The following is a 314-nucleotide window of genomic DNA, read 5'->3' as shown; positions in this document are numbered from 1 at the left end:
CTACCCTGACATTCAGATTGAAATCGGAATTGATTATGGATTTACCGACATCGTTGATCAGCGTTTTGACGCGGGGATCCGCCCCGGAGATGCGCTGAATAATGATATGATTGCCGTTAAAATCAGCCAGGACTGGCGGCAATTGATTGTTGCAGCACCGGATTATTTTCAACGCTATGGGAAGCCTAAAAAACCGCAGGATCTTTTGAATCACAACTGCATCAATGTCCGGTATTCCGACACGAGTGGTTTGTATGCCTGGGAATTCGAGAAGGAAGACCAGAAGTTCAGCCTGAAGGTGAAGGGGCAATATA

1 protein-coding gene is annotated in these 314 nt (G+C 46.5%); it reads left to right on the top strand.

Annotation, left to right across the window (positions count from 1 at the left end; all coding sequences use genetic code 11):
* The coding region (locus CWM53_RS10710) for a LysR substrate-binding domain-containing protein (RefSeq protein WP_264755254.1) at positions 1-314 on the top strand (314 nt) is incomplete at both ends.

Source organism: Klebsiella sp. A-Nf5, from assembly GCF_002810545.1.
GTDB lineage: Bacteria > Pseudomonadota > Gammaproteobacteria > Enterobacterales > Enterobacteriaceae > Klebsiella > Klebsiella variicola.
Note: the sequence above shows the minus strand (reverse complement) of the source record. Positions and strands in the feature narration are given on the sequence as shown.